This window comes from Sphingobacteriales bacterium, from assembly GCA_012517435.1.
In the GTDB taxonomy this organism is placed as follows: Bacteria; Bacteroidota; Bacteroidia; order CAILMK01; family JAAYUY01; genus JAAYUY01.
Genome location: JAAYUY010000209.1, coordinates 1 through 26,229, shown reverse-complemented (window position 1 = coordinate 26,229; position 26,229 = coordinate 1). Strand labels below are relative to the sequence as shown.

The following is a 26,229-nucleotide window of genomic DNA, read 5'->3' as shown; positions in this document are numbered from 1 at the left end:
TTGATAACCTTCATCAGAAGAAATTAATGACCCTTAAATTTTTGAACGTAAAATATTTATACCAATAGGTTATCTTTGTACAATGAAATTTTAGGAAATCATGTCGTCTGAAAATATTTTTATCCTCCGTGGCGTTGATTTTGAGCTTGGGTTTCATGATTTTTACCACAACGAAATCAGGAATGAAATCAATTCATTTTTCAACAGCCGCCAATATCAGATTTCAAACAAGGAATTCAGCTACCGTATTATCAATCATTGGGAAAAGAATGATCTACTCACAACATCGAGAAGAGATGGCTCCGGCTGGCGTAAGTATTCGGTGATGGACAGAATATGGGTTTACATTATCAGGGAAATGAGGAATTTTGAAATATCCCTCAACATCATCCAAAAAGTGAAACAAAGTCTGACACAAAAGAAAAAAGACAGTTATACTTTTCCAATACTTGAATACTACATTGCACAGGCCATGCTCAACAAACCTGTTTTTTTAATGATATTTTCGGGCGGGCAGGCACATCCGGTTACCGACCGTGAAATTCAGATGAACAGAGAATTCAATGCATCCAACAATCACCTTCAAATCAATCTGAACCAGATTCTTCAGAAGGTATTTCCTGAAAAAAACCTTAAAGTTAAATATAAAGACCCTACAGAGCTGAATCTTGAAGAAAAGAGAGCTGTTTTGCTGATCAGAATGGGGAACTTTAAAGAGCTTGAAATAACAGGAAAAAACATGCAAAAAGACACCTATATACCTGAAAATGTGACAAAAGCAGAAGAAATCTGCAATCTCATTCTGAAAAAGTCTTACAAAACACTCCGCTTTACTCTTTACACCGGAAAGGTTTTTTCGGTAAATAATGAATAAATATTCAGTGCCCGATAATCTTATAGACCATTTCCTGAATCTGCTGTCTTGTCTTTTGTTTGTTAATCAGGTTATTGTATTGATCGGGATAAGTCCTGTTCGACAGAAAAACAAAAATCAGCTGATTATCCGGATCTGCCCAGACACAAGTGCCTGTAAATCCTGTATGTCCGAAAGCTGAAAGTGGTGTATTGCTGCTGCAGGGATTATATTCACCCGGCATGAAAGCTGGTTTGTCAAAGCCGAGAGCCCGCCTGCTGACCAATGAATAACGTTTGGTAAACGTATCGATAGTCTCAGGTTTAAAATACCTGACATTTCCATAAACACCATGGTTTAGCAACATCTGAAACAGTTTGGCCAGATCGTTGGCATTGGAAAACAAACCGGCATGACCAGATATACCCCCCATCAGTGCGGCAGCAGGATCATGCACAAAACCTTGTATAATATTGTATCTGAAATAGTTATCAATTTCAGTCGGAGGAATTCTGTCAGGACTCACTTTTTTCAGCGGATTGAAAAGAGTATTGTTCATCCCAAGACTGCTGTAAAACTCTTTTTCAAGATATTTATCCATTGGCTGCTGAAGGATATTTTCAACAATTTTTTTCAGGAATATAAAATCAATGTCGCTGTAAACATATTCCCCCTGCTTTTTAACAGGCTGGGTCAGAATGCTCTTCCAGATGATATTTTCAATATTTTTAACGGCAAAAAGATGGTCGGAAACCTGAACGGGATAATTTTCGCTGAATGTATCAGAAAAATAGCGGCTATCAGGGAGTTTATCCTTGTTGAGAAATTGTTCGTAAAACGGAATCCATGCCACAAAACCGGCCTCATGGGTCAGCAGCTGGGAGATGGAAGGTTTCGCATAATTTGAATTGGCAGGCAAATCAAGAAAAGCCTTTATTTTACCTTCAAGCGGAAGTTTGCCTGTTTCATACAGTTTCATGACAGGCAGCAGTGTCGCAGAAACTTTTGTAACGGAGGCCAGATCGTAAATATCAGTGCTTTTAACCTTGATGACAGGTTCGTAAGTATGATAACCATAGCTTTTATTGAAAAACACTTTACCATTTTTTGCCAGTAAAAGCTGGCAGCCGGGAAACACACCATTGTCAATTGAATGAAGAATAATATCGTCAATGCTTTTTAGTTTGTCAGGATGTATTCCCAGTTCAAAAGGAGAAGTATATTTCAGCCGGATAACTTTATCCTGTTTTATGCCGCTTTTAAATGCCATGGTTTTACTGACAGTAACCGGTAGTTTGCCTGAAACCGGAATTGCACCCATCAGTGCCTGAGCACCAAAAAACTGAAAAAGTGAATCATTTTCTGTTACCTGTAAAATATTCCTTGCTTTCTCAAACCGGCCAAGCACATAAGGGCTGCCAAAATTGACCAAAACAGACATTTTATTAGACAGCAGAAAATTTACAAATTCAGTTTGTCTGGGTGTCGGTCCGGAGTTATTGACATTATTTGTATTGGATCCACACAGCACGATAAGGAGATAATTCTTTTTCAGTAAAATATTGAGCAGAGAATCATAAAGCGAAGTGTCGCTGATATTGTTCACACACAAGAAGGGAAATTCTCCGTAAAGTTCCAGTGTCGATTGAAAGACAGGTTTATCATTGCATCCTATATAAACAGGGAAAAAGTCATTAAATCTTTTCCCGTCAGGTGGAATAATGGCATCCTCATTTCTGAGCAAGCTTATTGATTTTTCAATAACTCTTTGCTTCAGCCAGAAAGACTCAGGATTATTTAACTTTTCCGTCAGATGAGAAATCTGAATATAGGCTGATTTCGGAGAAACGAGAAAGTATTTGTAAATCAATATTTTCTTAACCTTTACATTCAGGAGACTGTCTGAAACAATTCCATTTTTCACAGCCTTTGAAATAGTATGAACAGCTTTTGCAACATCCTGAGGGCAAAGCAAAATATCGTTTCCGGCAAGTAATGCACGTAATTCAATATCTCCGGCTTCATAAAAGTTGGTCACCCCTTTCATGTTCAGGGCATCTGTAAATACGAGGCCGGAAAAGCCCATTTTATCTTTCAGCCATGAGGTTACGACCTGATACGACAGGCTCCCCGGCATGGCAGGCAGCGAATCAAGAGCCGGAATACGAAGGTGAGCCACCATGGCCCCGCCAACCCCCTGACTGAAAAGCTGGCGAAAAGGATATAACTCAATCTCTTTCAATCGGTTAGTGTCGTGCATCAAAACCGGTAAATCCTTATGGGAATCGGTTTCGGTATCTCCATGTCCGGGAAAATGTTTGGCAACAGCCATGATACCGTTGTCCTGAAGACCTTTCATATAAGCAAGGGCAAGCCTTGTTACCTGATATTTGTCTTCTCCGAAAGAACGAAGGTGTATGACAGGATTTTTAGGATTGCTATTAATATCGGCAACAGGAGCAAAATTGATGTGAACCCCCAGCAATTTACACTGCCGGGCAATGGCTTTTCCTGTTTCATACATCAGGACACTGTCATTGGCAAAGCCAAAACTCATTTGTTTAGGAAATGATATAACGCTGTCGAGGCGCATGCCAACGCCCCATTCTGCATCCATGCTGACGAGTAAAGGTATGGAAGATAACTGCTGGTAGCGGTTGGTCAGAATGGCCTGATGAGTAGGTTCTCCTTTAAAAAAAATTACACCACCTATTTTATATTTTTTAATCGCCCATTCAATATCCTTCTTGTTTTGAGATGCTCCGGAATAGGCCGAAACCATCAACAACTGGCCAATTTTTTCTTCAGTTGATAAAGTCAACAATACTGAATCCGCCCATTTTTCAGCCTGTTGAAAGCTGATGTTTTTTTGATTGAAAGGGAAATTCTGAGCTGAATTAATTACAGGTATTAAAAAGCATGTAAAAAGAGTTGAAAATCGAAAAAATTGTTTTCTGAAACCTGATAAAATAGCCATATTAAATTTCATCCTGACTTGAGCTCATTTGTGGCCGGTAGTAATCAATTATTTCACGGATAGCCGGATTACCGTTCAGATAAGGAAAATATTCAAGCATTATTTCATGTTCATCATAATTCTCTCTGAGAGTTTTTTTCAAAAGCGGGAAAGCTTCATCATCCATTTCATTATCATACAAAAGTCCAATGTAAAAATAGGTAATATCCGGATCCTTCTGATACTGCTCAAAGACTTTTTCAGTCAGTTGAAGGGCTTTCAGCTTATGAAACGATTGGTAGTAAAAGAAAAGATAATCAATAAAAGCATCAGGTTCATTCGTCTGAGAAGAAACAATTTTTAAAAAAACATCTTCAGAATCCTTCCATTTGCCCATTTTTCCAAGAATAATTGCATACAATACCTTATACCTCGGATTAAATGAATCAACTTTCATCGCTTTTCTGACCATCTGAAAAGCCTTGGGCAGTTGTTGCTGTTTATGAGCAATCAGTGCAATACCAAAAAAAGCATTATCATTGTATTTATCAGCTTCAATACTTTTATTAAAATAGGCCTCGGCAAGCTCATCATTTTCAAGATAAAAGTATGAATATCCGATCTGAGATAAAAAATATGAGTCGTTAGCTCCCCGTTCAAAAGCTTTCAGATAGTTGTCAATAGCAGCCTGATAATTTTTCTCAGCGAAATAATAAGCACCAATATTAATATAAGGTGCAGGATTTTCCGGATCGAGCGCTGCTGCAACTTCATAAAGGGTTTTTGCCTCTTCAAAACGATAAATATCGTCATGAATCTGGCCTAAATTGTACCACATCTGTGAAGAAAAAGGCTGATGATCCACAAGCTTCTGATAGAATTTCAATACCTCATCTTCACGCCCGATGTTCATCGAACAATAGGTAAAACTTCTCAAAATCTCCTTATCTTCAGGACAATAATACAGATATGCCTTAAAATAGTCGAAAGCTTCTGTGTCTTCACCCACCTCAAAATGGATTAATGCCCTGATCTTAATAGCTTCAATATTTTCAGAATCATACCTGAAAACATGTTCAAGATGTTCGAGCGATTCTTCAAAATCTCCAAGCTCATAAAGTACTTTTGCCTGAAACAGATGAGTTTCCGGATTAAAAGGATCGATCATAGCTATTTTATCCAACACATCAAGGGCATGGTCAAACTCTTCTTCCTTCATCAGCAATTCAGTACGTTTAAAAAGCAGATCAATATTAAAAGGGAAAGTTCTGACTGATAATTTGCTTGCATTGACAGCAAGTTCAAATTTAGAGATGTTAAGATAAAAATCAATAATCTTTAAGAAATCATCGGGATCAAAAAAGGAATAGTCGTCAGTAAGCGTTTGTTTTTCAAAAAAATCAACGAGTTTGTGGATGTCGTTTCCCGAAAAGTCCATAAAAGAATATAAAATGTCGTGAAAAATTTCTGCAAAGAAAATAAATTTATGTCTAACGGCAAGAAATGAAAAGTTAAAAAAGGAGCAGAAAACACACAAAGCGTTGTCAATCAATAAATTAATTTTTTTTCAAAAAAATTTCCAAATCATATTGCGTGTTAAAAATAATCTTTAATATTGTCGGACTTTTAAAAACAATTTTAAACAAAAAAGTAAGAAAATGGATAATAGAGTTAAAGAATTCATGGCTAAAATCATAGCCAAAAATCCTGGTGAATCCGAATTTCATCAGGCAGTACAGGAAGTAGCCGAATCGCTTATTCCTTTTATTGAAGAAAACCCAAAATACAAAACTGCTAAAATCCTTGAAAGAATTGCAGAACCTGAACGAGTGATTATGTTTCGCGTTCCATGGATTGACGACAAGGGAGAATTTCAGATCAACAGGGGTTTCCGTATTGAAATGAACAGTGCCATAGGCCCTTACAAAGGTGGATTAAGGTTTCACCCGACAGTCAACCTGGGTGTGTTGAAATTCCTTGCCTTCGAACAGGTATTCAAAAACAGCCTGACAACCCTGCCCATGGGAGGCGGTAAAGGTGGTTCCGATTTCGATCCAAAAGGCAAATCAGATAATGAAGTCATGCGTTTTTGCCAGAGTTTCATGACTGAGCTTTGCCGTCATATTGGCCCCGACACTGACGTGCCCGCAGGTGATATTGGTGTTGGTGGACGTGAAATCGGTTTCTTGTTCGGACAGTACAAAAGAATAAGAAATGAATTTACAGGGGTATTAACAGGAAAAGGCCTTGAATGGGGCGGTTCACTGATTCGTCCTGAAGCTACCGGTTATGGTTGTGTTTATTTTGCAGAAGAAATGTTAAAAACACGTAAAGAAAGCTTTAAAGGAAAAACAGTGGTAATTTCTGGTAGCGGAAATGTTGCCCAGTATGCAACCGAAAAATGTCTGCAATTGGGAGCAAAACCTGTAACCTTATCAGACTCAGACGGGTACATCTATGACCCCAAAGGTATCGATGCCGAAAAACTGGCCTTTGTTCTGCAGTTAAAGAACGTCAAACGTGGCAGAATTAAGGAATATGCTGAAAAATATGGTTGCGAATATGTAGAAGGAAAAACTCCATGGGGTGTAAAATGCGATATAGCACTTCCATGTGCCACCCAAAACGAACTCAACGGAGAAGATGCCAAAACATTGGTAGCCAACGGATGTTTCGTTGTCAGCGAAGGCGCCAACATGCCATCCACCCCTGAAGCTGTAGAATATTTCCTCGAAAAGAAAATTCTGTATGCTCCGGGAAAAGCAGCCAATGCAGGTGGTGTTGCCACTTCAGGCCTCGAAATGAGCCAGAATTCACTCCGTCTGTCATGGTCGCGTGAAGAAGTTGACCAAAGGCTTCACAACATCATGATCAACATCCACAACACCTGTGTGAAATGGGGTAAAGAAGGCGACTTCATCAACTATGTCAAAGGTGCCAATATTGGTGGCTTTGTAAAAGTTGCTGATGCCATGATTGCTCAGGGGCTTGTATAATCGTCATAATGCATAAATTTTCAGGGCTTTGTCAGAAAGTGATAAAGCCCTGTTTTTTAATAACTTAAATGTAAGAAAATGTCTATATTCAGTACACTTGATGAAGACCTGAAAAATGCCATGCGCAACAAAGATCAGGCTGCACTCAAGGCCATCAGGTCGGTTAAATCTGCCATTCTGTTATTGAAATCTGAAGGCGGAAATAAAGAAATAACAGAGGAAGACGAGTTGAAACTCATCAACCGACTGGTCAAACAAAGAAGAGATTCTATTGAAGTTTATACCAAAAACAACCGCAACGACCTGGCAGAAGAAGAACAAGCCGAGTTGAAAGTTCTTGAAAAATATCTTCCGGCACAGATGAGCGAAGATGAAATCAGGGAAATAGTTCAGAAAATTATTGAAGAAACAGGAGTTTCAGACCCGGCTGGTCTTGGGAAAGTCATGCAGATTGCCATGAAACAGCTTGCAGGAAAAGCTGATGGAAAAACAATCAATCAGATTGCACGCCAATTACTTACCTCATGATTACGATTGATATTGTCATCACCATTTTCCTCGCCATATTTTTTATTCTGGGGTTCAGAAAAGGCATTATCAGTGAAATATTTACTTTTCTTGGGTTTTTTATCGCGATTATTGGAGCCATGTCGCTCACCCATTATCTCATACAAAAACTTCACATTGCTCCAGGAACAGGGATAGGTCCTTATGTAGCTTATTTCATTGTTTTTATTGCCATTTTTATTATTGTTTCCATGGCTGGCAGGCTCATTGAAAAAATCATAAAAGTTGTTCAGCTGAACCTGTTCAACCGGATTGGAGGAGGAATCCTCGGATTGTTCAAAGTCATCTTTCTGGTCAGCCTGATATTCTGGTTAAGTTCACAGGTCAAATTTATTCCTTCCACAAAACTCGAACAATCTGTTTATTACAAGCCATTCAGACAGATAGCACCAAAAACGATTGCTTTTACAACCAACCATCTCTACATTGCCAAAAACCTGATTGGCAATATTGAGCACTTTTTTAACTCCAAAATGAAAGAAAATCAGGAATAAAGGATTGAATTAGTTTTCCTTTGTATAAGAATTCAGGTGCCTTTCTTTTTTAATGTCATAAATATCTGCGATAGCAATTAAAATAGCCGTTTCTTCAACATTTCCGAAGGTCGGATTCAGTGCGGTGCCAAAACAACGCATGGTTGCAGAAAGATTCATATAGGCATTCACAAGCGGAGGAATATTCTCCTTACGTTTACGTACTTCCTGAATTAAAATTTTATAATCATCCTTGTAATTATCGGCAGACAAAATGGATTTAAGTTTTTTCTCACTTGTTGTAATTTCAAGTGGTTTAATGGGATGAACAAGTCCCTCATTATCTTTAAAATACTTGTTGATGAAAAATAAAATCAGATCGCGAGCCTCTCTGTTGAAATGAGGATACATGGTGATTTTACCGAAAAAGTACCTCAGATGAGGATTTTCGATAATAACTGCTCCAAGTCCGTCCCATAAATTATCGAGCGAATACATTCCTTTGCGAAAATCAACAGTGGGTTGGTAATTAGGCTGAACAAACGAACGCCCAAGTTCAATGGTCTGATCAAGATATTCCCTGATAAATTTTTCGGAAAAATGAAATATTTCGGAGGTAGCCAGAACAGGCTGACCATTTTTATCAAATTCGGTTTTGTTGCAAAGTAAAAAACGATACCCACCAACAATTTCCCTGAATTCAGGATTCCAGACTATCAACTGCTCGTAAGGATTATCAGAAATATCAAATTCATCAAGATCGCAGCTTTTCCCTGTACCGCCACCTGCATCTCTGAAGGTAATTTCCCTTAATCTCCCAATCTCTTTTAGCGTATTCGGAGCATTTTTACAATTGATAATGTAGATTTCATTCTTACCATTGTTGGTATTACGAAGAAATGTTTCCTTTGTCAATTCTTGCTGAATTAACTCAACATCAATAGGATCAATGATTTTTTCCATCATTTTTTTAAAGTGCAAAGTTAAACAACAAAATCTATATCCGGATTAATAGCCATCTGATACACATGTCTTCTGAGTTTCTCAGCCCAGTCAGCATCGCTGTAACGGTTATCAAAAGTCTTATAGGATATAGGCTTTCCGAAAGATATGGTAATCAGTTTGCTGCACTGACGGTACATTTCATTGACCAATAAAAACATTTCAAGATTAAGTTTTATTCCCAGTCTTTTTCTGACGTTGGCCAGGGTATAAAAAAAGTTTGAATTTTTCCCGTCAATATATACTGGAATTATATCTCTTTGATATTCACGTGCTTTTGTAATAAAACTTTTTTTCCACTCAAGGTCTTCAATACGACCTCTTCTTTTCCGGCTGACAAGTCCGAAGGGAAAATTCAGAATCAGGTTGTCTGATTCATAAATTTTTCGCAGCAACATGGCTGTTTCTTTTGTTGTACGGCCTAATGTATTAATAGGAATGAAAATTTCCTTGAGATTTTCAAGATTCAGTAAAAGGTCGTTAACCAGAAAACGTATATTCGGATTAAATTTACCTACCACTTTCATCAGAGCAAGTCCATCAAGACCTCCCAGAGGATGATTGCTCGCTACAATTGCTTTCTGTGTTCTCGGAATGTTGGATTCGTTGACCACTTTTATTTTTGTACCAAACTCAATCAGAATTTCGTTGACAAAATCGAGTCCTTTCTTATCTGCATTCCGGTTCAGGGCGCTATTGATTTCGTCTTCATGGAGAATTCTTTTCAGATAACGAATAATGAATTTAGGGACAATTCGTAGAAATTTTTCACTCTTTGAACCGATGACTTTTTCGACATCAATAAATTTATAAGGTTCTTTCTCCATCTTGTCAAGCTTTATAGCCAGGTCATAAAAATTTTTACTGCAAAATTATACGAGACTTAAAATACAGAGAATATTAATCTTAATTTTGAGGTTCATAAATTCTCATTCTTTTCAGATGAAGATTGCTGTTTTTACTAAATTATACAACCATATTCATGAAAATACCCTGAACAATCTCATTCAGTTTCTTTCAGCACAGAATATTGAAACTTCGGTATATTCATCAGCAGAAAGTCATATTCTGCAAGACGGCATTACATTTTTTAACTCCTCAGAAGAGCTGATCAGCCTAAATCCTGATTTTGTTTTCTCGCTAGGAGGAGACGGCACCCTGCTCGATTCAATTCTTTTAATCCGCGACAGTAAAATTCCGGTTTTAGGCATTAATACCGGAAGACTTGGCTTTCTGGCCAATAATCAAATGAATCAGCTTGACCAGATAATTGCTTCTCTCAGGCAAAAGCAATACAATATTGAAGAAAGAACCCTTGTTGAACTTCAGAGCCATCCTGATTTATTTAATAAAGAAAACTATGCACTGAATGAATTCACCATTCATAAAGGCGACAGCTCATCTTTGGTCAAAATCACTGTGGTGGTTAATCAGGAACTGTTCAATACCTATTGGTGCGATGGATTAATCTTATCAACTCCAACAGGTTCTACAGCATATTCCATGAGTTGCGGGGGACCTATTGTATTCCCTCAATCCAATACTTTTATACTGACACCTGTTGCTCCACACAACCTGAACGTCCGACCAGTCATTCTTCCTGATGATGCAGAGTTTTCCTTTACTATCTCCGGTAGAAACAGAAAATACCTGATTTCACTGGATTCCAGATACAGAACAATTGATGATTCAGTTCAGTTATCTGCCAGAAAAGCACCTTTTAAAATATTTACTATCAGGTTTAATAATCAAAATTTCAGTAAAGTAATCAGAGAAAAACTCAACTGGGGATTAGATCAGAGAAATACCTGATAAAATTTTTAAAAAATTTTTTTTTTGTTAACCAAAATTAATTTTTCTCTTTGTATTTTTGTTGTCGAATAATTTCCTTAAAAGGTTATCTCATGAAGAATTTTTTTAGAATAAGTTTAGTTATTGTAGCTTCAACATTATTTCTTACTCCTGCCAGATCTCAGGATAAAGAAATTGGTTTAATTGTAGGAATCACTGAATATTTAGGTGACCTTACATGGGCACATGTAACATGGAAAGAGACAAAGCCAGGTTTTGGAGCCCTTTACAGATATTATTTTAACCCGAGGTTAAATTTTAAAGGTGGCGTTTATATGGGTTGGATTTCTGGATGGGATGGAAATAAAGATGCAGATCCTCCGGGACAGGCTTACTTAAGAAATATCTCATTTAAATCTCATGTACTTGATTTCACCGCACAGGTTGAATATAATATCTTACCTTTCATCAGTGGCAATAAATTAAGGAACTGGGCTCCTTATGTTTTTGCAGGTATAAGCGTTTACAACTTTTCACCAAAAGCCGAATTAGACGGAACATGGTATAAACTTCAGCCATTAGGCACAGAAGGACAGGGATTACCCGGCTATGAACCTAAATATAGCCTTACCCAATTTTCAATTCCTTATGGTTTTGGTATCAAATACAGCTTTAAACGCCCGCGCAACAGCCGTCAGTTGAACCTCTATTTATGGAACATCGGACTTTATGTCAGTCAGAATAAAACATTTACCGACCATCTGGATGACATTGGCGGAAAATACCCTGATTTCACCCTTTTAGATGGAGGCGTTAACGGTATCACAGCTCAGCTTTCTGACCGTGAAGGAACATGGGTAGGCGGAAATTATGTACCCAACCGTGCTCCCGGTTCACTTAGAGGAAATCCTGACGCCAATGACATGTATATGTGGTTTGGATTTACTATTTCAAAAACATTTAGAAAAAATACCTGTTTCTGCTTCTAAAAAAGACAGCCGACAGTGCAGAAATTTTTTGTAACACTATTAGTTTCCTTACCCCTGCTTGTTAGCTCCCAATACTGGGAAGCAGGGGTATTTGGAGGAATCAGCACCTATTCAGGAGATTTAACACAATTTATCGACCTGAAAGAACTTCATCCGGCAGCAGGAGTGTTGGCAAGGTATAATGTAAATCAATGGTTTTCGGTTAAGGCAAACATCTATCATGGCACGATTTCCGGAAATGATGCCAATTCAAGAATTCTCGATAAAAAAAACCGGAACCTGAGTTTCCGTTCCAGATTACTTGATATTGGAGTACAAGGAGAAATAAACCTGACCGGATATAAATCGGGTCATCCCTCTTACCAGTCAAGTCCGTATATCTTTTTCGGATTATCACTGTTCCGGTTTAATCCGAAAGCCTTATACAATCATCAGTGGTATGCACTGCAACCCCTTTGTACTGAAGGACAGGGAACAACCAAATACAATGACCGGAAAAAATATGCACTGACTCAGATATGTATTCCACTTGGAGCCGGTTATAAATTTGCCATTAATCGCTACTGGAATGTTGGTTTTGAATTGGGCGTCAGAACTACCTTTACGGATTATCTGGATGATGTCAGCAAAACCTATGTTGAATCAGACATCCTCAAATCAACTTATGGAGAATTGTCTGATTTGCTATCAAACCGTACAGGAGAAGTGCTTCCTGAAAGAATGGAATATACATCGGCTGATGAGAGGGGCGACCCAACAAAAAATGACTGGTATGTATTTACCGGCTTTACGCTCACCTATTCTATCCTTCCTAATGCCTGCTACAGGTTTTAAGCTCTCCTTAAAAAATTTTCCTGTATTTGCATATTAATTAATTACTTACTTTTGTTCTCCAAATGTAAAGCCGATGAAAAGATTGATTATATTCATTTTACTCATCACACCCACTGTTTTATCAGCACAATACTGGGAATTTGGTGGATATTTAGGAGGGACAAACTATAACGGAGACTTTTCCGAACGCTTTATTAAAATGAATCATACCCATCTGAGTTATGGAGTCATCAGCCGGTTGAATCTTTCACGGCATTTTTCACTTCGGCTATCCATCACAAAGGGAATGGTATCGGGAGCAGATTCTGACGCCCGCTACTATTATCACCGCAGATGGACCAGAAATCTCTCTTTCCGCTCTCCATTGCTTGATATTGCCGTTGTTCCTGAATTTTACATACTTGGTTTTCGAACCAATCATTTTACGTATAAATCATCTCCATACATTTTTGCCGGAATATGCCTTTTTAAAATGAATCCACAGGCCATGTATAACGGGAAATGGATAAATCTCCAACCACTTGGAACCGAAGGTCAATATCTTTCAGGCCCCGATTATGCCGACAGAAGATATACCTTATATCAGATTGGTATTCCCTTTGGTTTTGGCTGGAAATATTCCCCCGGACGAAATTTAAACATTGGTATTGAAATTTCTGCCCGAAAAACTTTTACCGATTACTTAGACGACTGCTCAAACAGCTATGCCAGTTACCGCGATATTCTTTACCGGAACGGACAAATTGCTGCTTCATTATCTAACCGCACAGGCGAAGTCAATGACGAACGGATTGAAAAGGTTCCCGGTGTGGATATGAGAGGTAGCCCTGAGGCAAAAGACTGGTACTATTTTGCCGGAATTACCATCACATATTCCCTTTTAAAATTTGGGTGCATGGGTTTTTAAAAAACACCTGATATTGCAATAAAAACATTATTTTAGGGTTATTTTGTCAATGAAACAGCTGTGGTTGGTCGCTATATTATTTTTATTAAATCTGAGCAACTCGTTTGCCCAGAACTGGGAAATCGGTATTAGTGCCGGAGGATCTAATTACCTGGGAGATTTATCCCCCGACATTGTTTTAAAGGAAACCAAAACTTACGGGGCATTTTTTTTCAAGAAAAATATAAGCCCCTTTTTCTCTAATAATTTTTATTTTTACAGAGGCAAGATTTCAGGGGATGACAACAATTTTAAACACCTGAAAATCAGAAATTTGAATTTCTGCAGTACCATCACCGAAATATCTTATCAACTTGAATTTAACTTTTTCAAATTTGCTATCGGACTTAATCCCAACCGTTTTACACCTTATGTATTTACAGGATTTGGAACATTTTTCTTTCAACCGGTAACCACCTACAATGGGAATGTTGTTCGTCTTAAACCCCTCGACACCGAAGGGAAAAAAATTGAAAGTAACAAAAACTCTTATCATCTCGTCCAACCTGTAATTCCTTTCGGAGGAGGCTTTAAAATAAAATTGAATAAAGATGTTAATTTGGCCATTTTTGTCGGGTTTAGATACACATTTACTGATTACCTCGATGATGTGAGTAACACATATTATAACATAGATGTACTTGAAGATAAATATGGGCCACTATCACCGGTTTTGTCCGACAGGTCAGAAATCAAAATTGGTTTTAACGGAAAACAACGTGGCCGCCCGGATATGCTTGATTTTTATTATTTTTACGGAGCAACTCTTTCAGTTAAAATTAGAAACAAGGTTTGTTTTGAATTTTAGTACCTTTGCCACTTATTTGCAACGACCACTATGACAAATGATTTAAAAAGTCAGATTGATAAGGGAAAAATGCCAAGGCATATTGCCATCATTATGGACGGCAATGGCCGGTGGGCAAAGGAACAAAACAAATCAAGATTATACGGACACCGTTATGGCGTTAAAACAGTCAGAAGAATTGTGGAAGCCTCACGGGAAATAGAGCTGGAATATCTGACACTTTATACCTTTTCAACTGAAAACTGGAAAAGACCAAAACAGGAAGTCAGCGGACTGATGAACCTGCTCGTTCAAACCATCAGAAAAGAACTTAACGAACTCCATAAAAACAATATTTCTATCCGGGTAATCGGTGAACTTGAGAAAGTACCCCCCGAAACCCTGAATGAAGTGTTAAAAGCTGTTGAAAAAACGAAAGATAACGATGGCTTAAAACTTATCATGGCATTAAGTTATGGTTCACGTTGGGATATAGTTGAAGCCAGTAAAAGAATTATATCTGATGCCTGTCAGGGAAAACTTCAGGCTGCTGATTTCAATGAAAAACTATTTAAAAGCTATCTTTCAACAGCAGATTTTCCTGACCCTGAACTACTGATCAGAACCAGTGGAGAATACCGCATCAGCAATTTTTTACTCTGGGAATTAGCTTATTCAGAATTATATTTTACGCCTAAAAAATGGCCTGAATTCACAAAAGAGGATTTTTTTGAAGCAATTATTGATTTTCAGAAGCGGGAAAGGCGATTTGGCAGAGTTAGTGAGCAAATAAAACGGTAACATGATGAAGAAAATCCTTTTGTTTTTTGTGTGTCTGGCCTCCTCCCTGAGCATCTTTGCACAGAATGACCAGAATAGTGCCTCTCTCCCTAAAAAATACATCATTGGAGCCATCCACGTTGAAGGAAATGAAAACATTGACCCTGCTCTTGTTATTGCCTTCAGTGGTTTATCCGTTGGTAATGAATTGTTTATCCCCGGTGACAGACTGGGAATCGCTATACGCAATTTATGGAAGCAAAAACTATTTTCAGATATCAACATACTGGCCGACAGCATGACAGAAGACATTATTTACCTGACTATTAAAGTTCAGTCAGCGCCACGTTTATCAAAATATACCTTTACCGGTATTTCCAAATCAGAAGCAAAAAAAATAGAAGATAAACTTACCATCGTCAAGGGAGAAATTGTAACGGATTATCTGATACAAACCCTTTACAACAAAGTAAATGAATTCTATGTAGAAAAAGGTTATCTGAAACCCGAAATAAAAATAATTCCGGAGCCTGACACGCTTTTTAACAACAATAGCATTAAACTCACGGTCAATGTCAACAAAAATGAGAAAGTTAAAATCGGGTATATCGGAATTGAGGGAAATAACGCAGTAAAGACCTCAAAAATCAAATCACTAATGAAGAAAACAAAAATGTTTAAAGGATGGAACTTTTATTATTCCTTTAAATTTCTTGCCGAAAAATATGAAGAAGATAAAAACAGGGTCATAGCTTATTACAATAAACATGGTTACCGGGATGCAAAAATTGAGTATGATACTGTACTAATCGGAGCCGACAACAAGCTGACTGTCAATATTAAAATTAATGAGGGCAGAAAATATTATTTCAGAAATATCTACTGGACAGGAAATACCAAATATTCAGATGAAGAACTGAACGCTATACTTGGCATTAAAAAGGGAGATGTTTATAATCCTGAAGTGCTCAGCCAGAAGCTCAACATGAATCCGGCAGGTCTGGATGTCAGTTCATTATATATGGACAACGGCTATCTCTTTTTCAATATAAATCCCGTAGAAGTGAAAGTTGAAAATGATAGTATTGATATAGAAATAAGGATATTTGAAGGCCCTCCGGCAACTGTCAGCAAGGTTTTAATCAGTGGAAACACACGGACAAGCGACCACGTCATCATGCGTGAAATCAGGACAAGACCCGGCATGAAATTCAGCAGGTCAGATATTATCCGGACACAACGTGAACTGGCAAACCTCGGATATTTTGACCCAGAACAGATGAATGTCATCCCCACACCTGATCCTGAAAAAGGGACTGTCGATCTTGAATATATTCTGGTAGAAAAACCATCCGATCAGTTTCAGCTTCAGGGTGGATGGGGTGCAGGACAATTCGTGGGCAGCCTTGGTTTTATGTTCAGCAATTTTTCTTCAAGAAAATTTTTTAAATTTAAAGAATGGCAACCCTTGCCTTCAGGAGACGGTCAGCGTCTGAGCCTGCGTTTTCAATCAAATGCCATTTATTTCAGCTCATTCAATCTTTCATTTACCGAGCCATGGCTTGGAGGAAAAAAGCCTAACTCATTATCTATCAGTTTTTATCGTTCATTTCAATCCAATGGAAAGAAAAAAACAGATCCTCTACGTAGCAGTATTAATATCGCTGGCGTAACCGTTGGGCTCGGACAAAGGCTACGTTTCCCTGACGATTATTTTACCACCTACAATTCCCTGACTTTTCAGCGGTACGACCTTTCCAATTATACATATGAATTCAGTTTTGCCAATGGTTATTCCAACAACCTTAATTTCAGGCATCTTATATCCAGAAACTCGGTTGACCAGCCCATTTATCCCAGAAGAGGCTCTAATTTCTCTCTTTCTTTACAATGGACGCCCCCCTATTCTCTTTTTACCAATAAAGACTGGTCGAATGCAACCTTACAGGAAAAATACAAGTGGAGCGAATATCATAAATGGCGTTTTGATGCTTCCTGGTTTCTTAATATTGTTCAAAATCTTGTGTTAAATGCACGTATGCAATATGGCTTCATCGGTTTTTTCAACCCCAAAGTAGGACTTACACCTTTTGAACGCTTTTACGTTGGCGGAAGTGGGCTGACAGGTTTTCACCTGGATGGCAGGGAACTGATTGCCCTTCGCGGATATGAAGACAATTCCCTGACCGCCCAAAATGCAACAGAAAAAGGAGGGACTATTTTCAATAAATACACCCTCGAACTACGATATCCACTGACATTGAACCAAAGTGCAACTATTTATGCCCTCGTATTTGCTGAAGCCGGGAACAGTTGGTTGCGTTTTAAAGAATTTAATCCCTTCAAAGTGTACAGGTCGCTTGGTGCAGGTATCCGCATCTTTATGCCTATGTTTGGTCTGCTCGGATTCGATTGGGGTTATGGCTTCGATGCTGTACCGGGTAGCCCTGAGGCAAATAAAAGTCAGTTTCACATATCCATCGGACAGGAATTCTAATTCATATCAATAATGGCATTTTTTATGTTTTTTAAGAGTAAACCTTTAAAACAAAGTCATGAAAAAATTTAAGTTATTATTTTTCACCCTGCTGGCAGTCATTTTATCCTTTACGGCAGGCTATACCCAGAAATTCTGTTATGTCGATTCAGAATACATATTAAATCAGATGACGGAATATAAATCAGCCCAAAGCCAGCTCGATCAGCTTACCAATAAATGGAAAGACGAAATCAAGCAAAAAATGGATGAAATTGAAAAGCTATACAATGCCTATCGTGCTGAACAGGTTTTGCTCCCTGAAGAAGTGAGAAAGAAAAGAGAAGATGAAATTCAGAAAAAGGAAGATGACCTGAACAAGTTTAAAGAAGAAAAATTCGGTAAAAATGGTGAACTTTTCAAAAAGAGGCAGGAACTGGTCAAACCTATTCAGGATAAAGTATTTGAAGCCATCCAGAAAATGGCCTCCGAAGAAGGATTTGATTTTGTCTTCGACAAGTCTGGAGCAGTTACCATGCTTTATGTTAATGCCAAATACGACAGAAGCGATGAGGTACTTGATATTCTGGGTGTTGAAGTAAAAAACAAAAAAGATTAATTCATTTTCAACAAATTACATAATTTTGCAACCATAAATTATTTTTTATGATGAAACACGTATTGGTAATTTTGCTGGCCATTGGCCTGACATTCCCTGTAAACTCATTTTCACAGACGCTGAAAATCGGACACTTAAACAGTGCAAAAATTCTTGAAATCATGCCTGAAGTACAAAAAGCCAAGGATGATTTAAAGAAAATTCAAAAAGACTATGAAAGCCAATTGGATGTATTGATCACGGAATACCGTACCAAACTGGAAAATTATCAAAGCAATATCAATACAATGACGGCTATTGTGAAAAAAGACAAAGAGACAGAAATCATGCAACTGGAAGACCGAATCAAAGCATTTCAGGAAGAAGCTGCCAAAGACCTTGATGCAAAAGAACAGGAACTGATGAAACCTATTCTCGACAAGTTGCAGAATGTCATTTCTGAAGTAGCCAAGGAAAATAAATATGACTATGTGCTCGACACAGCCGGTGGCACCGTTCTCTATTCAAAAGACAGTGACGATTTGACTGCCTTAGTCAAGAAAAAGCTTGGAATTCAATAGTTATCAAAAGATTGTCAGCAAACAGTCCCATTGGAGTTTTCGATTCGGGTTACGGAGGTTTAACTATTTTAAGCGAAATCCGGAAAAAACTTCCACACTACGATTACATCTATCTTGGCGATAATGCACGAACACCTTATGGTACACGCTCTTTTGAGGTAGTCTATCAGTACACTTTGGAAGCTGTCAGAAAGCTTTTTGAAATGGATTGCCATCTGGTCATCCTCGCATGCAATACCGCTTCAGCAAAAGCCCTTCGCAACATTCAGCAAAAAGACCTGCCTCTCCTTGCCCCGGAAAAAAGAATTCTCGGAGTTATCAGACCTGTTACCGAAGATATTGGAAACTTTACCAATACCAATCATATCGGAATTTTAGGTACGGAAGGAACAGTAAATTCTCTTTCCTATCCGATTGAAATCTTTAAATTTTTCCCGCAAATTACAGTTATGCAGGAAGCCTGTCCGATGTGGGTGCCATTGGTCGAAAACAATGAACTCAACAGTGAAGGAACTCATTACTTTGTCAGAAAACACCTGAATAATCTCCTATACAAAGATAATCAGATAGATACACTTGTATTGGGATGTACCCATTATCCGTTATTATTACCTGTGATAAAATATTACCTTCCTGAAAACATCCGTATTGTGGTTCAGGGAGAGATAGTAGCCAACAAACTTGAAAACTATTTGATGCGTCATCCCGAGATAGATGAAAAATGTTCAAAAAATTCTTCCTGCACTTATTACACGACTGAAAATCCGGAAATCTTTAGTCAACGGGCACAGATTTTTACCGGGCATCAGACACCAGCCATGCATCTCGATTTAACAAACTGATTATCAGGCAACTTTATTCTGTGAGATTTTCAGTTCTGCCAGTTTCTTTTTAACATAAGACAGCGTGAGTTTAAACTCTTTCTTTTCCTTTTCAGAAGGAACTTCAAACATCAGGTCGAGCATGATATATTCGAATAAAGACCTTAATCCACGGGCACCCGTTTTTAATTCAATAGCACTTTGTGCAATATATTCCAGCGCCTGATGCTGAACCGAGAAAGCCACTCCTTCGAGTTCAAGAAGTTTGGTATATTGCCTGACAAGGCTGTTTTTGGGGTCAGTCAGGATTTTAGTCAGAGCTGTTTTATCCAGTGGATCGAGATGGGCAATGACCGGTAGCCTTCCTATGAGCTCAGGAATTAAACCATATTTTCTCAAATCGTGAGAAGTAGTATAGCGGAGTGCATTTTCATATTCCTCCTTTTCCTTGATCTCCTGATGAAAACCGATGGTCTGTTTATTGATTCGGTTCAATACGATGCGTTCAAGCCCGTCAAACGCACCTCCACAGATAAAGAGAATATTTTTGGTGTTGACTTTAATAAATTCCTGTTCGGGATGTTTTCTTCCCCCTTTGGGAGGAACATTGATGATATGTCCTTCGAGGAGTTTAAGTAGTGCCTGCTGAACTCCCTCTCCACTGACATCGCGGGTAATGGAAGGATTATCACTTTTTCTCGAAATTTTATCAATTTCATCAATATAGACGATTCCTTTTTCTGCTGCATCCACATCATATTCAGCCGATTCGAGCAGGCGTGTAAGAATGGTTTCCACGTCTTCACCCACATATCCCGCTTCAGTCAACACAGTGGCATCGGCAATGCAAAAAGGAACTTCAAGCATTTTGGCGATGGTTTGTGCCAGTAACGTTTTACCTGTTCCCGTATTTCCGATGAGCAGAATATTTGATTTGTCAATTTCCACATCATTAGAAGAAAAGTTGTTTTTCAACCTGTTGAAGTGGTTGTAAACTGCAACGGAAATAACTTTTTTTGCATAATCCTGCCCGATTACATATTGATCGAGAAATTCCGTAATCTCCTTTGGTTTCGGAATTTTGGCATTTATTAATTTTCTGTTTCTGCGAACTACTTCCGATTTTGCAATTTTTTCTGCTTCGAAAGCACAAAAATCACAGATAAAGCCTTCTTTACCTCTGATCAGGATGTTTACCTGATTTTTGGTTCTTCCGCAAAATGAACAATGATCAGGCATCGTTTTTCTTCAGGTTACTGCTTTTAAGAATTTCGTCAATCATGCCATATTGCTGAGCTTCTTCGGCACTCATCCAGAAATCCCTGTCAGCATCATGATTAACCTTTTCAAAGGTTTGTCCGGTATGTTCAGCAAGGATTTTATATAACTCTTCCTTTAATTTCAGAATCTCTCTTGCTGTAATTTCAATATCGGTTGCCTGTCCCTGAACACCGCCCATCGGCTGATGAATCATGATTCTCGAATGGCGAAGGGCAAAACGCTTTTTCTTTGACCCTGCTGCAAGTATAATAGCGGCCATCGAAGCGGCCATACCAGTGCAAATGGTTGCTATTTCAGGGCTGATATACTGCATGGTATCGTAAATGCCAAGTCCGGCATAAACACTTCCGCCAGGGCTGTTGATGTAAATATAAATATCTCTCTTGGGATCAACCGACTGAAGAAACAGCAACTGAGCCTGAATGATATTTGCCACGTCATCCCAGATAGGCACTCCCAAAAAGATGATTCTGTCCATCATCAGGCGTGAAAAAACGTCCATGGTCACAATGTTTAACGGACGCTCCTCAATAATGTTGGGTGTGATATAGCTGTTTGCCTTGTAATATTGGTCGAGTGTCAGGCTGGAAACTCCGTAACCTTTGACAGCAAATTTTTCAAATTCTTTTTTAATGTTCATGATCTTTATGTTTATGATTGTAAAGTTCCAAAAATTCATTTGAGCTGACTTCCTTAACTGTCAATTCAGCTTCATTCATAAGGCGGTCAATAATTTTGCCAGTAAATACTTCTTTTTCCATAGCAAGATAATTTTCCTTCTTCTTAAGGTAATTAACAATGGCGTTATTGATTTGATTTTCATCATTATTTGGAATTCCCACCTGCCTCATATAAGCATCAAAATAGCCGTAGGTCTGATAAGCGACTTCATTTACATTTGCCGTTATACCATACTTTTGAACCCAATAATCGATCAATGTCATCCATTTGGCAGAATTAAAGAAAGTTTGTCTTAAAGACTGGTAATTTTCACTTTCAGGGCTCAGATCCTTTATCTTTTCAGCTTCTTCGAGCTCAAAAAGCTTTTGCAGATATTTTTCCGGCATATTGACAGGAATGTTTCTCAGCCTTTTGGTAATTTCATCTTCAATTAAATGTTTCGAAGCATTCTCCATCCTTCTTTGAAACATTTCCCTGGCAAAATCCCTTAATCCTGCTTCATCTGAAGCTTTATCCTGGGTCGCTTTCCTGTAAAAATCCTCATTCATTTCAGGCGGAACCATTTTAGAAATATTAAGTATTCTTAGTTTGAAAGTATCGCTGATATCTTCTGCAGCTTCTTTCTCTATTTCAAAAAAGGACTGTATTTCTTCTGTTGACGGAAAAATCTCTTTTACCTTAAACATGTAGTCTGTTTTGAAATCTTTCCCAAGTAAATATTCCTTAAGATTACCACTTAAATCCTTAAATTTTAGTATTTTAGATTTCTGAATGCCATTTTCAAGTTCATTTCCTTCTCCATCAAGCTCCCTCAGGCTGATATAGATGGTTAATTCTTCATCTTCCTCAACCTTTTCAGATTGTCTGTATTCCGAATAGGCATTTATTATCCTTTTTATTTCCAGATCAATATCTTCCTCACTGGGTGTAACATTATATTTTTCGAGTCCGGTAATAATTTCCTGAATATCACTTTCTTTAAAATTTAATATACCCAGATCAAAAATAAATCTGAATTCCTGATCATTTTTAAGGTCAACTGGTTTTTCAGTCGGAACGGGAATAGCCGGCTTGAAAATGAAGATGTCATTTCTATTAAAATAGTCTTGCATGGCATCATCGATTTTCTTTTCCAGAATATTGGCCAAAGCATCTTCATAAATATATTTTTTGGCAATTCCCATAGGAACCATGCCCGGTCTGAAGCCGGGTAAATTAATTTTTTGTCTTAAGTCTTTCAAAGACTTGTTGAGATCTTTTTCAATGTCGCTCAGGCTGATATTAATCTCAAGACGGGCATCAGCAAGGTTCTCATCTTTGTTAAAAACTATTTCCACAGTAAGATAAATTTAATTAATTAATGGTTTGATAATCAAAATAGTGCGGGTGGGGGGACTCGAACCCCCAAGCCTTTCGGCACCAGATCCTAAGTCTGGCGCGTCTGCCAGTTCCGCCACATCCGCTCTTCATGTTTATAACAGGTCTTTTATATCTGAAATCAGCTTCTTTACCATGTTTTCGGCAGTTGTCAGGTTCTTGCTTTCAGCGTAAATACGTATGATTGGCTCTGTATTCGACCTCCTCAGATGTATCCAGTCGTCTCCTATTTCTATTTTTATCCCATCAATATCGTTCACCGGATATTGCTTGTAATGATCTTTAATTTTATGGAGAATCCTTGTCAAATCAACACCTTCACTCAGTTCGATCTTATTTTTGGTCAGGTAATAATTGGGATATTCTGCTCTGAGTTGATCAATACTTTTTCCACTTGTTGCCAGATGGCTCAGAAACAAAGCAATACCAACAAGTGCATCCCTGCCATAGTGTAATTCAGGATAAATAACGCCTCCGTTACCTTCTCCACCTATAACTGCATTGACTTCCTTCATTTTTTTTACAACATTGACTTCTCCCACAGCTGAAGCAAAATATTCGCATCCATGACGAAGTGTAATGTCTTTTAAAGCCCGTGAAGACGATAAATTTGAAACAGTATTGCCCTTCTGATGCTGTAAAACATAATCGGCAACTGCCACCAGGGTATATTCCTCACCAAAAAAATCTCCGTTAGATTTCACGATGGAGAGCCGGTCAACATCCGGATCAATAGCAATACCTAAGTGAGCCTTGCGGTGTTTCACCTCATTTGAAAGCATGGAAAGATGCTCCGGCAAAGGTTCCGGATTATGAACAAATTTCCCGTTTGGTTCACAGTTTAATTCAATGATATGAAAAACACCCAGTTGACGCAGCAATTCCGGAACAGCAAAACCCCCAACAGAATTGACCGCATCGACCACGATGGTAAAATCGGCTTTTTTAATGGCTTCAATATTGACAAGAGGCAAATCAAGTATCTTCCGGATATGAAAATCAAGATAAGCGGTATTGACGGAATAATGCCCTAATTGCTCTACCGCAGCATATTCATATTCGGATGATTCAGCTATTCTCATAATTTCCCTGCCATCCTCATCCTCAATAAACTCTCCCTTGGCATTCAGGAGTTTTAATGCATTCCAGTTTTTGGGGTTATGGCTGGCTGTAATGATGATACCGCCACCAGCCTGCTCGGCTGGTACTGCCATCTCTACAGTTGGGGTGGTAGCCATGCCAATGTCAACCACATCAATTCCACAGGCAAGTAAGGTATTGGCAACCAATCCACTGACCATTTCACCGGAAATCCTTCCATCCCTGCCGATCACCACTTTCTTTGTTTTTCCTTTTCCGATAAGCCAACTGGCATAGGAGGCAGTGAACCGAACTATATCATCGGGGGTCAGTCCATTCCCTTGTTTTCCACCTATCGTGCCCCTTATACCTGAAATTGACGAAATTAACGACATATCCAATAAAATTTCTGACTGCAAATGTAGAGATTTTAATTTCTTTAGCATATTGCCCTCCAAGGATAATCAGGATTTTAAAATCGATTCATTTTCTCAGAACGGGTTAAGACAAAACTGACTTTGAAATATATTTGTTTAGTAAGATTTAAGCTTAGTAAATCAACTTTTCATGCCATTAAAATAATTAGCTTTGCCACGAACAATAACCAACATGCAAGACATTATTTTTCAACTTGACCACCGGATTTTTTTTCTGATAAACAGAATCTGGACAAATTCATTTTTTGATACCTTTCTGCCTCTTTTCAGAGATAAATTTTTCTGGTTACCTCTTTATGTATTCATTTTCAGCTTCCTGATCGTCAACTACCGGAAACAGGGATGGCTGATTATTCTTTTTCTGATCATTACCGTAACTTTGTCTGATCAGTTTTCCAGCCATCTGATCAAACCCCTTGTACACCGGCTGAGACCCTGTAAAGACCCGTTTTTTACGGAATATGTCAGAACCATTGTCGGATGCAAGCCAGGTTTCAGCTTCCCTTCTTCCCATGCAGCCAATCATTTTTCTGTTGCGTTTTTTCTTGGCTTATTTTTTTTCAGGCAAGCCAGATGGGTGCTTCCTGCCGGACTCGTATGGGCTGCTATCATCTCATACTCACAAATTTACATTGGTGTTCATTATCCTTCTGACATCATTGCAGGATGTTTTCTGGGAATTTTCTGTGCCTTGCTTTCATTTTCGCTGTTTACCTTCTTCCTGAGCCGTTTTGGCATCATTCTTAGTCGTAAGACCTGAAAAAGTCCATTCAGATCACAGCTTTTTCTGGCATTATTTTTTAATAACGGCATTGCAAAATTTTGTAAGCTATGTACCCAGGTTTATTATTCTTTCACTCCTTTATCCGCTACATCGTTTTATTACTGTTAGTCTTAGTCATTATATTCAGTTTTCATGGCTTCATCAGGAAACGCAGTTATTTAAAAGCAGACAGGTTTTTGTTAACCTTTCTGACAAGTTTCAGCCACCTTCAGCTTACTCTTGGAATTATTTTATATTTCATCAGCCCATGGGTGATTTTTAACGCTGACACCATGAAAAACCAGATGTTCAGATACTGGACAGTCGAGCATTTGCTGATGATGTTGCTGGCAGTTGTTTTTATTTCCATCCCCGGATTAAGTGTCAAAAGGCTTAAAAACAATTTACAGCAACATAGAAGGACTTTCATCTGGACAAGCCTGAGCCTTTTGTTTATCATTACTACCATAGTCTTAAGCCAACGGCCTTTTTTCTCACTGCCCGTTTAAACTTAACGGCTTAAAAGTGTATTTTTGTAAGCAAATAATACACTTTAAAGAATGAACCCTTCAGGTTTTGATATCCCGTTTCTGACAGAATACTTAAGCTGTTCCAACATTAAAAGCATCAGTAGAAGAATTTTGTTTGTTTTAATAATGCCATTTATCGGCCATGTGTATGGTCAGCCTGAGGAAATAGGAAGAAAACTGACAGAGGCAGCCTCCTATCTCGCTGAGGCATCACAAAACCTTCAGGATATGCAGGAAAACATCAGAAAAGCACAAAATTCAGCCTATGTTCAGGACATTGACCTCTATCTTGATATTGTGATGGTTCACTTTGAACAGTTTTATACCAATATTTCCCATACCCGCTCACATTACCTCGACATTTTTGAACTGGCCAAAGACAGTGCATGGCTCAATCTTCGTTACCAGGCGGGAAAAACATACAACCGACTGCTTAACATTGAAACTGAAATTTCAAGGATTAACGACCAGATTCAGGAATTGAACGGTTCGGGAATCATGGCTGAAATTCAGCAAAAACTTGGTTTTATCCGCAATTATGTCGAAAACATTTTTATTGAATTACCCCTATGCATAAAGGAATGCAAGGAACAATCTGAAAGTGTCTTAAAAAATGATGAGTGAAGGTAT

At 38.3% G+C, this 26,229-nt stretch carries 25 protein-coding genes and 1 tRNA gene; 17 read left to right on the top strand and 9 right to left on the bottom strand.

The features are described from left to right. Window positions 1-100 precede the first annotated feature (100 nt). A complete protein-coding gene (locus GX437_11635) occupies window positions 101-874 on the top strand; it encodes a hypothetical protein (protein NLJ08311.1) in 774 nt (257 codons plus the stop codon). Window positions 875-878: 4 nt separating this feature from the next. Here the strand turns inward: GX437_11635 and GX437_11630 are convergent, their stop codons facing one another. Beyond that, window positions 879-3,677, bottom strand: a complete 2,799-nt coding sequence (locus GX437_11630) for a serine hydrolase (GenBank protein ID NLJ08310.1) — start codon at window positions 3,675-3,677, stop codon at window positions 879-881. Window positions 3,678-3,831: 154 nt separating this feature from the next. Beyond that, window positions 3,832-5,247 carry a tetratricopeptide repeat protein gene (locus GX437_11625; protein ID NLJ08309.1) on the bottom strand — a complete coding sequence of 472 codons (1,416 nt, stop codon included), beginning with the start codon at window positions 5,245-5,247 and terminating at the stop codon, window positions 3,832-3,834. Between the two features lie 220 nt (window positions 5,248-5,467). Here GX437_11625 and gdhA point away from each other — a divergent pair, with 220 nt between their 5' ends. The 3 genes from gdhA (at window position 5,468) to GX437_11610 (ending at window position 7,866) form a co-directional block, all read left to right on the top strand. Next, window positions 5,468-6,805: an NADP-specific glutamate dehydrogenase gene (gene gdhA, locus GX437_11620; protein ID NLJ08308.1), complete on the top strand. Its 1,338-nt coding sequence runs from the start codon at window positions 5,468-5,470 to the stop codon at window positions 6,803-6,805. A gap of 78 nt (window positions 6,806-6,883) precedes the next feature. Continuing rightward, the gene (locus GX437_11615; protein NLJ08307.1) at window positions 6,884-7,333 is read left to right on the top strand and encodes a GatB/YqeY domain-containing protein; all 450 of its coding nucleotides are present in this window, start codon (window positions 6,884-6,886) and stop codon (window positions 7,331-7,333) included. Continuing rightward, complete coding sequence (locus tag GX437_11610) at window positions 7,330-7,866, top strand: CvpA family protein (protein ID NLJ08306.1); 537 nt, start codon at window positions 7,330-7,332, stop codon at window positions 7,864-7,866. The genes GX437_11615 and GX437_11610 overlap by 4 nt, the downstream gene beginning before the upstream one ends. A 9-nt stretch (window positions 7,867-7,875) precedes the next feature. Here the strand turns inward: GX437_11610 and GX437_11605 are convergent, their stop codons facing one another. Both GX437_11605 and GX437_11600 read right to left on the bottom strand, forming a co-directional pair. Next, window positions 7,876-8,808, bottom strand: coding sequence for a GNAT family N-acetyltransferase (locus GX437_11605; protein ID NLJ08305.1), 933 nt, complete (start codon window positions 8,806-8,808; stop codon window positions 7,876-7,878). A gap of 20 nt (window positions 8,809-8,828) precedes the next feature. Next, complete coding sequence (locus tag GX437_11600) at window positions 8,829-9,674, bottom strand: glycerol acyltransferase (GenBank protein NLJ08304.1); 846 nt, start codon at window positions 9,672-9,674, stop codon at window positions 8,829-8,831. Between the two features lie 115 nt (window positions 9,675-9,789). Between GX437_11600 and GX437_11595 the strand changes: the two genes are divergently transcribed. The 10 genes from GX437_11595 (at window position 9,790) to murI (ending at window position 19,471) form a co-directional block, all read left to right on the top strand. Continuing rightward, entirely contained in the window at window positions 9,790-10,659 is an 870-nt protein-coding gene (locus GX437_11595) for an NAD kinase (protein ID NLJ08303.1), read from the top strand. A gap of 92 nt (window positions 10,660-10,751) precedes the next feature. Continuing rightward, window positions 10,752-11,627 (top strand): outer membrane beta-barrel protein, encoded by an 876-nt coding sequence (locus GX437_11590; protein NLJ08302.1) that lies wholly within the window; start codon window positions 10,752-10,754, stop codon window positions 11,625-11,627. 15 nt (window positions 11,628-11,642) lie between these two features. Continuing rightward, the gene (locus GX437_11585) at window positions 11,643-12,461 is read left to right on the top strand and encodes an outer membrane beta-barrel protein (GenBank protein NLJ08301.1); all 819 of its coding nucleotides are present in this window, start codon (window positions 11,643-11,645) and stop codon (window positions 12,459-12,461) included. A 73-nt stretch (window positions 12,462-12,534) separates the two neighbouring features. Continuing rightward, window positions 12,535-13,368: a hypothetical protein gene (locus GX437_11580; protein NLJ08300.1), complete on the top strand. Its 834-nt coding sequence runs from the start codon at window positions 12,535-12,537 to the stop codon at window positions 13,366-13,368. A gap of 64 nt (window positions 13,369-13,432) precedes the next feature. Beyond that, window positions 13,433-14,215, top strand: coding sequence for a hypothetical protein (locus tag GX437_11575; protein NLJ08299.1), 783 nt, complete (start codon window positions 13,433-13,435; stop codon window positions 14,213-14,215). A gap of 30 nt (window positions 14,216-14,245) precedes the next feature. Further along, a complete protein-coding gene (locus GX437_11570) occupies window positions 14,246-14,995 on the top strand; it encodes an isoprenyl transferase (protein ID NLJ08298.1) in 750 nt (249 codons plus the stop codon). A 1-nt stretch (window position 14,996) separates the two neighbouring features. After that, entirely contained in the window at window positions 14,997-17,471 is a 2,475-nt protein-coding gene (bamA, locus tag GX437_11565) for an outer membrane protein assembly factor BamA (protein NLJ08297.1), read from the top strand. Window positions 17,472-17,529: 58 nt separating this feature from the next. Further along, window positions 17,530-18,069 carry an OmpH family outer membrane protein gene (locus tag GX437_11560; GenBank protein ID NLJ08296.1) on the top strand — a complete coding sequence of 180 codons (540 nt, stop codon included), beginning with the start codon at window positions 17,530-17,532 and terminating at the stop codon, window positions 18,067-18,069. A gap of 47 nt (window positions 18,070-18,116) precedes the next feature. After that, the gene (locus GX437_11555) at window positions 18,117-18,629 is read left to right on the top strand and encodes an OmpH family outer membrane protein (protein NLJ08295.1); all 513 of its coding nucleotides are present in this window, start codon (window positions 18,117-18,119) and stop codon (window positions 18,627-18,629) included. 2 nt (window positions 18,630-18,631) lie between these two features. Then, the gene (murI, locus tag GX437_11550; protein NLJ08294.1) at window positions 18,632-19,471 is read left to right on the top strand and encodes a glutamate racemase; all 840 of its coding nucleotides are present in this window, start codon (window positions 18,632-18,634) and stop codon (window positions 19,469-19,471) included. Between the two features lie 3 nt (window positions 19,472-19,474). On the opposite strand, the gene clpX is transcribed toward murI, so the two are convergent. From clpX to glmM, 5 genes are all read right to left on the bottom strand, one after another. Further along, window positions 19,475-20,689: an ATP-dependent Clp protease ATP-binding subunit ClpX gene (clpX, locus tag GX437_11545; protein ID NLJ08293.1), complete on the bottom strand. Its 1,215-nt coding sequence runs from the start codon at window positions 20,687-20,689 to the stop codon at window positions 19,475-19,477. Beyond that, window positions 20,682-21,371, bottom strand: a complete 690-nt coding sequence (gene clpP / locus GX437_11540) for an ATP-dependent Clp endopeptidase proteolytic subunit ClpP (GenBank protein ID NLJ08292.1) — start codon at window positions 21,369-21,371, stop codon at window positions 20,682-20,684. The genes clpX and clpP overlap by 8 nt, the downstream gene beginning before the upstream one ends. After that, window positions 21,361-22,749 (bottom strand): hypothetical protein, encoded by a 1,389-nt coding sequence (locus GX437_11535; protein ID NLJ08291.1) that lies wholly within the window; start codon window positions 22,747-22,749, stop codon window positions 21,361-21,363. The genes clpP and GX437_11535 overlap by 11 nt, the downstream gene beginning before the upstream one ends. A 44-nt stretch (window positions 22,750-22,793) precedes the next feature. Next, window positions 22,794-22,875, bottom strand: a tRNA-Leu gene (locus GX437_11530). Window positions 22,876-22,884: 9 nt separating this feature from the next. Then, window positions 22,885-24,264: a phosphoglucosamine mutase gene (glmM, locus tag GX437_11525; GenBank protein ID NLJ08290.1), complete on the bottom strand. Its 1,380-nt coding sequence runs from the start codon at window positions 24,262-24,264 to the stop codon at window positions 22,885-22,887. 193 nt (window positions 24,265-24,457) lie between these two features. Between glmM and GX437_11520 the strand changes: the two genes are divergently transcribed. The 3 genes from GX437_11520 (at window position 24,458) to GX437_11510 (ending at window position 26,223) form a co-directional block, all read left to right on the top strand. Further along, window positions 24,458-25,066 carry a phosphatase PAP2 family protein gene (locus GX437_11520; GenBank protein ID NLJ08289.1) on the top strand — a complete coding sequence of 203 codons (609 nt, stop codon included), beginning with the start codon at window positions 24,458-24,460 and terminating at the stop codon, window positions 25,064-25,066. 71 nt (window positions 25,067-25,137) lie between these two features. Then, window positions 25,138-25,578, top strand: coding sequence for a cytochrome B (locus tag GX437_11515; protein ID NLJ08288.1), 441 nt, complete (start codon window positions 25,138-25,140; stop codon window positions 25,576-25,578). Between the two features lie 51 nt (window positions 25,579-25,629). After that, window positions 25,630-26,223, top strand: a complete 594-nt coding sequence (locus GX437_11510) for a hypothetical protein (protein NLJ08287.1) — start codon at window positions 25,630-25,632, stop codon at window positions 26,221-26,223. Window positions 26,224-26,229 lie beyond the last annotated feature (6 nt).

Bases quoted from the DNA above. Each gene is read 5' to 3' on its own strand.
- GX437_11635 (NLJ08311.1), top strand. From the start codon at position 101: ATGTCGTCTGAAAATATTTTTATCCTCCGTGGCGTTGATTTTGAGCTT.
- GX437_11625 (NLJ08309.1), bottom strand. From the start codon at position 5,247: ATGGACTTTTCGGGAAACGACATCCACAAACTCGTTGATTTTTTTGAA.
- gdhA (NLJ08308.1), top strand. From the start codon at position 5,468: ATGGATAATAGAGTTAAAGAATTCATGGCTAAAATCATAGCCAAAAAT.
- GX437_11615 (NLJ08307.1), top strand. From the start codon at position 6,884: ATGTCTATATTCAGTACACTTGATGAAGACCTGAAAAATGCCATGCGC.
- GX437_11610 (NLJ08306.1), top strand. From the start codon at position 7,330: ATGATTACGATTGATATTGTCATCACCATTTTCCTCGCCATATTTTTT.
- GX437_11605 (NLJ08305.1), bottom strand. From the start codon at position 8,808: ATGGAAAAAATCATTGATCCTATTGATGTTGAGTTAATTCAGCAAGAA.
- GX437_11600 (NLJ08304.1), bottom strand. From the start codon at position 9,674: ATGGAGAAAGAACCTTATAAATTTATTGATGTCGAAAAAGTCATCGGT.
- GX437_11595 (NLJ08303.1), top strand. From the start codon at position 9,790: ATGAAGATTGCTGTTTTTACTAAATTATACAACCATATTCATGAAAAT.
- GX437_11590 (NLJ08302.1), top strand. From the start codon at position 10,752: ATGAAGAATTTTTTTAGAATAAGTTTAGTTATTGTAGCTTCAACATTA.
- GX437_11580 (NLJ08300.1), top strand. From the start codon at position 12,535: ATGAAAAGATTGATTATATTCATTTTACTCATCACACCCACTGTTTTA.
- GX437_11570 (NLJ08298.1), top strand. From the start codon at position 14,246: ATGACAAATGATTTAAAAAGTCAGATTGATAAGGGAAAAATGCCAAGG.
- bamA (NLJ08297.1), top strand. From the start codon at position 14,997: ATGATGAAGAAAATCCTTTTGTTTTTTGTGTGTCTGGCCTCCTCCCTG.
- GX437_11560 (NLJ08296.1), top strand. From the start codon at position 17,530: ATGAAAAAATTTAAGTTATTATTTTTCACCCTGCTGGCAGTCATTTTA.
- GX437_11555 (NLJ08295.1), top strand. From the start codon at position 18,117: ATGATGAAACACGTATTGGTAATTTTGCTGGCCATTGGCCTGACATTC.
- clpX (NLJ08293.1), bottom strand. From the start codon at position 20,689: ATGCCTGATCATTGTTCATTTTGCGGAAGAACCAAAAATCAGGTAAAC.
- clpP (NLJ08292.1), bottom strand. From the start codon at position 21,371: ATGAACATTAAAAAAGAATTTGAAAAATTTGCTGTCAAAGGTTACGGA.
- glmM (NLJ08290.1), bottom strand. From the start codon at position 24,264: ATGTCGTTAATTTCGTCAATTTCAGGTATAAGGGGCACGATAGGTGGA.
- GX437_11515 (NLJ08288.1), top strand. From the start codon at position 25,138: ATGTACCCAGGTTTATTATTCTTTCACTCCTTTATCCGCTACATCGTT.
- GX437_11510 (NLJ08287.1), top strand. From the start codon at position 25,630: ATGAACCCTTCAGGTTTTGATATCCCGTTTCTGACAGAATACTTAAGC.